This window comes from Halomonas sp. BM-2019 (assembly GCF_017584085.1).
The window spans coordinates 1,322,408-1,331,201 of the sequence record NZ_CP071922.1; the positions used below are offsets into that span (position 1 = coordinate 1,322,408).

General features: G+C 67.4%; 8 protein-coding genes. 3 read left to right on the forward strand and 5 right to left on the reverse strand.

Annotated elements, in window-relative coordinates; translation table 11 throughout:
- The coding region (gene folE2, locus J5F18_RS06715) for a GTP cyclohydrolase FolE2 (RefSeq protein WP_346301510.1) at positions 1–821 on the reverse strand (821 nt) is incomplete at its 3' end.
- 109 nt (positions 822–930) lie between these two features.
- Here folE2 and J5F18_RS06720 point away from each other — a divergent pair.
- The 3 genes from J5F18_RS06720 (at position 931) to J5F18_RS06730 (ending at position 5,210) form a co-directional block, all read left to right on the forward strand.
- A complete protein-coding gene (locus J5F18_RS06720; protein WP_346301511.1) occupies positions 931–1,998 on the forward strand; it encodes a sodium:proton antiporter in 1,068 nt (355 codons plus the stop codon).
- A gap of 48 nt (positions 1,999–2,046) precedes the next feature.
- The gene (locus J5F18_RS06725) at positions 2,047–2,904 is read left to right on the forward strand and encodes a class I SAM-dependent methyltransferase (protein WP_346301512.1); all 858 of its coding nucleotides are present in this window, start codon (positions 2,047–2,049) and stop codon (positions 2,902–2,904) included.
- Between the two features lie 182 nt (positions 2,905–3,086).
- Positions 3,087–5,210, forward strand: coding sequence for a TonB-dependent receptor (locus tag J5F18_RS06730; protein ID WP_346301513.1), 2,124 nt, complete (start codon positions 3,087–3,089; stop codon positions 5,208–5,210).
- Between the two features lie 108 nt (positions 5,211–5,318).
- On the opposite strand, the gene J5F18_RS06735 is transcribed toward J5F18_RS06730, so the two are convergent.
- The 4 genes from J5F18_RS06735 to J5F18_RS06750 are packed head-to-tail and all read right to left on the reverse strand — an operon-like array spanning position 5,319 to position 8,452.
- The gene (locus J5F18_RS06735; RefSeq protein ID WP_346301514.1) at positions 5,319–6,395 is read right to left on the reverse strand and encodes a GTP-binding protein; all 1,077 of its coding nucleotides are present in this window, start codon (positions 6,393–6,395) and stop codon (positions 5,319–5,321) included.
- A gap of 3 nt (positions 6,396–6,398) precedes the next feature.
- Positions 6,399–7,619, reverse strand: a complete 1,221-nt coding sequence (zigA, locus tag J5F18_RS06740) for a zinc metallochaperone GTPase ZigA (RefSeq protein ID WP_346301515.1) — start codon at positions 7,617–7,619, stop codon at positions 6,399–6,401.
- Complete coding sequence (dksA, locus tag J5F18_RS06745) at positions 7,619–8,047, reverse strand: RNA polymerase-binding protein DksA (protein WP_346301516.1); 429 nt, start codon at positions 8,045–8,047, stop codon at positions 7,619–7,621. The genes zigA and dksA overlap by 1 nt, the downstream gene beginning before the upstream one ends.
- 18 nt (positions 8,048–8,065) lie before the next feature.
- Complete coding sequence (locus J5F18_RS06750) at positions 8,066–8,452, reverse strand: DUF1826 domain-containing protein (protein ID WP_346301517.1); 387 nt, start codon at positions 8,450–8,452, stop codon at positions 8,066–8,068.
- Between the last annotated feature and the right edge of the window lie 342 nt (positions 8,453–8,794).

An 8,794-nucleotide genomic window follows, 5' to 3' on the forward strand; every position in this document is an offset into this window, starting at 1 on the left:
AGGGAGAAGCCCTCGATGCCGGGCTGGTCGCGCAGGGCGTGGTGCAGGCGCCGGGCGGCATCCTCGCTGAACATCAGGTTCTGGCCGTTGGCCAGGGCGAAGGCCTGCTCGTCCACGCGCTTCACGGCGGTCTGCAGGGCGGTGCCCAGCGCGCGCTCGACGCGGTCGACCAGCGCCAGTAGCGGCAGCGCCTCCTGGGTGGCGTCGAGACGAACGGCCAGGTGCGCCTGGCTGCGCTGGCTGTGGGGGGTGGCCAGTACGCCCTGGTCGCTGCCCAGCCAGGCCCTTACCGCCTCGCGGGTCACCGGCATCTCGGTGAAGTCCTCGTCGAAGGCCTGCTGGATTAGCTGGCGGGCCAGGGCCGCCGAACAGGGGCAGGTGGAGGAGTAGCCCACGCTCAGCTCCAGCGTGGCCTGCATGCCACTGGCGTCGCGGCGGCAGCGCAGGGTGAAGGGGTAGGTCTTCCATCCCGACAGGGGGCTGATAAGCGCCGGGCGGCGCAGCAGCGCCTCACCCTCCAGGTCGAGAAAGGCCCGGCTGGCGAGCCCCTCGTGGCTGGCCAGGAAGGCGTCGAGCACCGCGGCCACCCGCGACAGCGAGAGCTCCTGGCCCTCCAGCTCGGCCAGCGCCAGGTAGAGGCGGGACATATGGATGCCGCGGGCGGCGGGATCATCGAGGCTGACGCCCGCCGAGGCTCGGCCGCCGATGGCCTGACCGGCCACCTGCAGCGGCAGGGCGATGCCTTCCATTCCCACCCAGCTTAGCGTGCCGAGGCGTGCGGAGGACGCAGCCGCGATATCTTCCAGGGGATGCTTGTTCATGGACCGCTCGTTCGATGGTTGATGCAGTAAATGTTATAACATAACATTTTGCCCCGACCGATAACCAGCCACAGGCCCACCATGAGAGGCCTGACACGAGAGGTCCACCATGTCGCGTCATGCCAGCTCGCTTTCCTCGTCTTTGTCTTCGGCCAGCGCAACCTCCCGACTGCGGGTCGCCTTCCAACGACACCGCTGGCTGCTGGGCGGTCTGCTGCTGCTTGCCATTGCGGCCGTGCTGCTGATGCAGCTGGGCGTGATGCGCGGCCTGAGCCTGCAGATCCTGGCCTGGCAGCGCGATCTGCACCGGGCGCTTACACTGGCGGTGAGTGGCTGGTCCGAGACGCCCAGCTGGGCGACCGCCGGCTGGCTGCTGGCGCTGAGCTTCGGCTACGGGGTCTTCCATGCCGCCGGCCCCGGGCACGGCAAGGCGGTGCTCTCCACCTATCTGGTCTCCCAGGGGGGCGGTTTGAAGCGGGCGCTGGGGCTGTCGTTCAGCGCGGCCCTGCTGCAGGGGATGATGGCCATCGCCATGGTGCTGGTGTTGGTCCAGGGCCTCGGCTGGCTGACCCGCCAGGCCATGGGCAGCGTGGCGAGCCTGGAGATGGCGAGCTTTCTGATGGTGGCGCTGCTGGGGGCCTGGCTCTGTCTGCGGTCCTGGCGGCTGCTGCGGCGCACGCAGGCCGGTGGCGATCACGGCCACCATGCTCATCACCTCGCGCATGACCACGACCACGACCACGACCACGCTCCTGACCACCGGCACGATGGCTGCGGCTGCGGGTCGCGCCACCATATCGCTCCCGAGGAGGTCGGCAACTGGCGCACGGCGCTGGCCACCGTGGTGGTGATTGGCCTGCGCCCCTGCACCGGCGCGGTGCTGATGATGGGGGCGGCCAGCCTGCTGGGCCATGCGGTCCTGGGCGCCGCGGCGGTCATGGTGATGGCGCTGGGCACGGCGATGACCGTCTCGGCCCTGGCGCTGGCCAGCGTGCTGGCCCGTGACTGGGTCATTCGCCACTACGGCCGGTTCGCCGGCGGTGGGGGCGCGGCGCGCCTGGGGCGGCTGAGCGGCTGGCTGGCCATGGGAGGCGGCCTGGCGATTCTGTGGCTCGGGGCCTCACTGGCCTGGCAGGCCGGCAGCGCGCCGACGGGCGGGCTGCCGCTGCTGTCGTGATACGCTTCTGGTCTTGGATCATCGGCTTTGCCTTGACGCGAGCACGAAATGAACACAGCGCCTTCTCAAACCACCTCGCCGATCTTCCGCGCCATCGAGACCCTGCAGGGCAGCCTGCCCTGGGGCAGCTTTCTCGATGCGGGCACCGGCTACAACTCACTGCGCTGGGTCTCCTCGCTTGAGACCGAGCGCTGGGCCGCCGTCACCGCCTCGGCCGGCATGGCGCGCACGGCCAGGAAGGCAGCAGGGGAGCGCATGCGCCCTCAGGACCGCGTGCTGGTGGCCAACTGGATCGCCCCTGAGCTGCTCTACGGGGAGTGCTTCGATACGGTGCTGCTGGACTACTTCATCGGCGCCATCGAGGGCTTTGCACCCTACTGGCAGGAGCAGGTGCTGACGCGGCTGAGGCCCCACGTGAAGGGCAGGCTCTACATCGTGGGCACCGAGCCCTATGTGCTGGAGGCTCCCGACACCAAGGAAGGGCGCATCGTCCAGGCCATCGGCAGGCTGCGCGATGCCTGCCTGCTGATGGGCAACGGGCGCCCCTATCGGGAGTATCCGGCCTCCTGGGTGCAGCGCCAGCTCGGCACGGCCGGCTTTCGCGTGCTGGAGGTTCGCCAGTTCCCCATCCGCTATCGCGAGCGCTTCGTCAACTCCCAGCTTGACATGTGCCTGAAGCAGCTGGAGGCACTGCAGGACCCCGCCCTGGAGCAGGCCCTTCGAGATCGCATCGAGTCGATGCGTGCCGAGGCGCTTCCCTATGCGCGCAGCGAGAAGGGGCTGCCCTGCGGCGCCGACTATGTGATCGCCGCCGAGCCCCTGGGGCCTGAGCATCATGCGCTGTCCCTGCCGCCATATCGCGGTGGCGACCCGGCGCCGTCAGCCGAGGAGAGTCGCGACGGCTGAATGGCGGCCATCAAGCAATCGCAAATGATAATGCGTTGTATTTTCATTATTGGTGTTGTCTGGTAACATTCGGCAAAACGTTGCAATAACAACAACGCCTCCACCGGGGAGTGGAGGCACCGTGCTGAGCCGAGTGGGGAGGACCGTCACATACCGTCCTCAATAAAGGGAACACCAACTTTATGTCTTCTTCGCAATTCAAGCTGCTCAGGACTCCCCTGGCGGCTGGCATCACAGCCGCCATGCTGCTTCCGGCCCACGCCGAAGAACTGGAAACCGTGGTGGTCTCGGCCAGCGGCTTCGAGCAAACCCTCGAGCTGGCACCCGCCAGTATCTCGATCATTACCCGCGAGGAGCTGCAGGAGCGCAACGTCACCAATCTGGCCGAGGCCGTGCGCGGTATCGAGGGGGTCAACAGCCGGCCGCTGGACGCTCGCTCCGGCAAGACCGGTAACCAGACGGTCAGCCTGCGCGGCCTGCCCAGCGAATACACCCTGGTGCTGATCGACGGCGTGCGCCAGAACGTGTCCGCCACGGTGGCGCCCAATGCCTTCAACGATTCTCAGTCGACCTTCATCCCGCCGATTGCCGCCATCGAGCGCATCGAGGTCATTCGCGGCCCCATGTCGACACTGTACGGTTCGGATGCCATCGGCGGGGTGATCAACATCATCACGCGTCGCCCGGGGAACGAGTGGCAGGCATCCGGCGCCGTGTCGACAGAGCACTTCAGCGACTCCGATTTCGGCGGCACGACCATCACCGAGGGCTATGTCAGCGGCCCGATCTCTCAGCATGTCGGTGTGCAGTTCTACGGCCGCCTGCTGGAGCGTTCCGCGTCCAATATCGACATCCCGGGTACCGAGCCCAGCCTGACCGATAATCGCACCATGGGGCAGAACCCCAGCAAGGCCAACGTCGAGATCTTCGGCGGTGAGCTGGTGCTGACCCCGGATGACGCCCACGACATCAGCCTGCGTTTCGACACCAGTCGCCAGACGCTGGACAACCGGCAGGGGCAGGTGGGGCGCCTGACCGGAACCGGCAATGGGCCACAGGACTTTGAGCGAGGCTATGCGAGGGAGCTAGAGTTCGACCGCGACCAGTTCCGCCTGAGCCACCGCGGCAGCTTCCTGTTCGGCCAGCTCGACACCTCGCTGACCCGGGACATCGTCGAGACCAAGGGCCGCACCATCAATGCCGGTGCCGTGCCCGATGCCGATCGATTCGGCACACCGCGCCAGCTCAAGCTGACCACCGATATCCTCGACACTCGATTGACCAACATGCTTGGCGACCACCTGGTAACGCTGGGCGGTCAGTACGTCGATGCCACCTTCGAGGATGGCTTCCTGCCCGAGGATGTGACCCGCGACCAGTACAGCCTGTTCGTCGAGGACGAGTGGCAGGCCGCCGACCGTCTGGCGCTGACCGGTGGGCTGCGCTACGACAAGTACCAGGGCATCAGCGGCGAGTTCACGCCTCGCGCTTATGCTGTCTTCGAGGCCACCGACGAGTGGACGCTGAAGAGTGGCGTCGGCCGAGGGTTCCGTGCACCCCTGATGGAGCAGACCTTCGACGGGATCGTGGGCTTTGGGGATGGCGGCAGTACGCCGCTCTTCGGTGACCCGGACCTCAAGCCGGAGCGCAGCACCAACTACGAGCTATCGGCCCGCTACGACAACCGTCAGGGCTTCATGTCCCAGGTCACCGCCTTCCATAGCACTCTCAAGGACAAGATCGAGCGGGCCACCGGTGCCAGCGACCGTACCAATGCCAATATCGGCGAGTCCCGTATCCAGGGCATCGAGCTTGCGGCAAGATATGCGCTGACTGATACGGTCAACCTCTCGGGTAACTACACCTATACCGACAGCGAAGTAAGAGACGGTGAGACAGCCGCCAGCTTCATCGGCGACCCTCTGGTCAGCGTGCCGGATCACATGCTCAATGCACGCCTCGACTGGCAGGCCACCCCCCAGCTCAATGCCTTCCTGGGGGCCGAATATCGCAGCAGCGCCTTCCGTCCGCGAAACTATCACGAGCCCCAGGATGGGGGTAGTGCCCAGGGGGCCTACGATGCCCTCGGCGACTTCAAGAGCACCACGATGGTCAACCTGGGCGCCCGCTATCGGGTCAGCGAACACGTCTCGGTCAACGGCGTCGTCAACAACCTGCTCGACCGCGACTTCAAGGACTACCGTCCCTACGTCCGTGAAGATAACGGCGAGTTAGCGTTCAGCAACGTCTACAATAACCTCTATGGCCCGCGCTCACTGCTGGTATCGGTCAGCGTCGACTTCTGAGCCTGAGGTTGCTCGCGAGCAGCTTGTTTCGATCCTTTGAGCCGGCGTCTTGCCGGCTCTTTTCGACTATTGATGCCCTCCTTGCTGTCGCGAGTGTGGCTGTTTGTCCTACGGGCTCTGGAAGTAGTCGAACAGCCGGGTCACGGCCTCGGGCGCCACGCCGTTGGTGATAAAGACGAAGCGCGAGACCCCGTCTGGACAGGCCTCCGTTGGCAGCGTCACCGGCGGGTGGAAGATGTGCTGCACGCCATGCAGCGCCAGCGGCTGCGCCTGCCCCGCCACGTTCACGATGGCCTTGATGCGCAGCATCTTCTCGCCCAGCAGGCTCATCAGCAGGTCCAGCCACTCCTCCAGCACCTCGGGGGCGATGGGCGCCTCCACGCTGAAGCAGAAGGAGCGGATCTGCTCGCCGTGGCGGCTGAGCGGAGCCGTGGCTGCAGGCGCCAGCAGCGGTGAGGACGCCTCGGCGGCGGTGGGCGCCAGGCCCGCCGCGGGCGTTACCTGGGCATAGGAGGCGGCACCCAGCCAGCCCTCGGCCTGCTGGCCCCCCTGGCCAGCTGCGGGCAGGCGCCGGGCGGTCAGCCGCTCGGCGTCCAGCTCGCCGTGGCGCACATCGAGCTGTTCGGTGGCGGGGTTGACCTCGGTGAGTCGCTCACGCAGCCGGGCCAGACGGTCGTCGTCCACCAGGTCGGCCTTGGTGATCAGCAGGCAGTCGGCGATGGCGGCCTGGCGCTGGGACTCCCGGTGGGCGTTGAGGGTCGAGACGCCGTTGGCCGCATCCACCAGGCAGGCCACGCCGTCCAGGCGAAAGCGGTGGGCGAGCCAGTGGTCGGTCATCAGCGTCTGCAGGATGGGCGCCGGGTCGGCGAGGCCGGTGGTCTCGATGATCATCCGCGAGATCGGCCGGCCACCCTCGCGCTCAAGCGACTCCCAGGCCTGCTGGACGCTTCGGCTCAGGTCGCCGCGAATGGTGCAGCAGAGGCAGCCGCTGCTCATCTCCACCACGCTGTGCTCGTCGCCCTCGGCGACCAGCTGGTGGTCGAGGCCGATATCGCCGAACTCGTTGATCACCACCAGGGCGTCGCGCATGGAGGGCTGGCGCACCAGGTGGTTGAGCAATGTGGTCTTGCCGCTGCCGAGAAAGCCTGTCAGCACCGTGACCGGCGTGAGGTCTGCGTCGTGCATGGGCTACTCCCAGGCGGGGAAGGGGTCGGGCAGCGCCTGCCAGGCCTCCTTGCCGGCGAGCAGCTCCTCCTCGCTGAGCAGGCAGGCGTCCAGGGCCTGGCGGATGCGGGCCTCGTCGAGGTTCTGGCCGATGAAGACCAGCTCCTGGCGCATGTCGCCGAAGGGCTCCTGCCACTTGTCGAGGATGGCGGTGCGGTAGTCGGGATCCTCCGGCCAGCGCGACTCCGGTACCGCCTTCCAGAACATGCCGGCAAAGCCGTAGTGGGCGATGCCGCCGGCCTGGCTCCACTGGCCGGCGAACTGCGGCCGGGTGGCCAGCCAGAAGAAGCCCTTGGAGCGCAGCAGCTTGCCGCCGAACCAGTCGCCATGGAGCAGCTCGAAGAATTTCTGCGGATGGAAGGGGCGCCGGGCGTGGTAGGCGAAGCTCGAGATGCCATACTCCTCGGTCTCCGGCACGTGCTCGCCGCGCAGCTCCTTGAGCCAGCCCGGCGCCTGCTGGGCGCGCTCGAAGCTGAAGCGGCCGGTGTCGAGCACCTTGTCCAGCGGCACCCGGCCGTGGGTGACGGGAATCAGCTCGGCCTCGGGGTTGAGCGAGCGCAGCACGGCGGTGAGCTCGTCGAGCTGGGCGGCGCTGAGCAGGTCACTCTTGCTGATCAGCAGCACGTCGCAGAACTCGATCTGGTCGACCAGCAGGTCGGCGACGTTGCGCTCGTCCTCCTCGCCCAGGCTCTCGCCCGCCTCGGCCAGGGACTGCGCCTGGCGGTACTGGGCGAGGAAGTTGGCGCCGTCGACCACCGTGACCAGGGTGTCGAGGCGAGCGACGTCCGAGAGGCTCTGCCCCTGTTCGTCGGCGAAGGTGAAGGTCTCGGCCACCGGCAGCGGCTCGGAGATCCCGGTGGACTCGATCACCAGGGTGTCGAAGCGCCCCTCCTCGGCGAGTCGGCGGACCTCCACGAGAAGGTCCTCGCGCAGGGTGCAGCAGATGCAGCCGTTGCTCATCTCCACCAGCCGCTCCTCGGCGCGGTTGAGGGTCACCTCCTCCTCGCCGCCGGGGGCGCCGCGTACCAGGGCGGCATCGATATTGACCTCGCTCATGTCGTTGACGATGACCGCCACGCGGCGGCCTTCGCGGTTGGCGAGGATATGGTTGAGCAGGGTGGTCTTGCCGGCGCCCAGGAAGCCGGAGAGCACGGTCACCGGCAGGGGCATGCGCAGGGATGTCATCAGCCTTCACCTCGGGTCTTGCGGTAGTGGTTCTCGCGTTGTTCCTGACGCTCCTTGGCCTCCAGGCAGAGCTTGGCGGTAGGGCGTAGCAGCAGCCGCGGCAGGCCGATCGGCTCGCCGGTCTCCTCGCAGTAGCCGTAGTCGCCCGACTCGATGCGGTGCAGGGCCGCCTCGATGTTGGCCAACAGGCGGGTCTCGCGGTCGGCCTGGCGCAGCTGCAGGCGCAGCTCCTCCTCGAAGGCCGCCTGGTCCAGCTCGTCGCTGTCGCGCTCGTGGGAGGCCATGGCGACGCGCACCTCGTGTAGGTGGCTCTCCACCTGGGCCTTCTCCTCGAGCAGCCGCCGGCGGAAGAACGCCAGCTGCTCGTCGTTCATGTAGTCGTCGTCGGGCATCGCCAGCAGGCGTGCCTCTTCGGGGGTGTAGGGCATGGCGGTCTCTTGCTGGCGTCAGGCGGGGTCGATGGTCAGCAGCAGCCGCTTCTGGCCGTCGGCCAGCGCGGGGCTGCGGTGCACCAGGGCCCGGTGTTCATTGCCCTCCCAGCCGCCGCCCTTGAGCAGGGCCAGGTCGCCCGCCTCGAGCCGCTGGATGGCACTGGGGTCGCGGACGATCTCCGGCTTCTGGGCGGAGGGCGCCCCCAGGCCGTCGCGATCGACGGCGGCCTCGGGCAGCCACTCGCTGCCCGGCCCGTGATAGGTGGTTACCAGGCGCACCGGCAGGTTGTCGACGTGGAAGCGCGGGCACATGGCCCCGTCCAGCAGGCGCAGGCGGATGCCCACCGTATCGGTATCGAACAGGTAGGCCATGGCCTCGGCCAGCAGCTGCACGTCCGCCACCAGCGCCTCGGCCGCCTCGGGCGCGGGAAGCCGCGTCGCATCACGGCGATAGTGATCTCGTCATCGAAGATGCGCGGCAGGACATCGATCTCGTCACCCAGGGCCAGGTGAGGCGGCTGGCTGTGGCTCGTGAGCGCCGGCGAGAGGGCGGTCATCGTCATGCGGAACCTCCTTCAGGGCTGGGCTGGCAATGTTATAACGTATCTTTTCAAGCTCCAAGTTCTACCTTGAAGTTCCGAGTGGCATGGCGGGTGAGGCGAGATATCTGGCGAGGCCTGGCCTACACGAATTCCGGGTCGTCGGTGCGCACGATCAGGTCGCTCTCCTCGCCGGGCAGGGTGA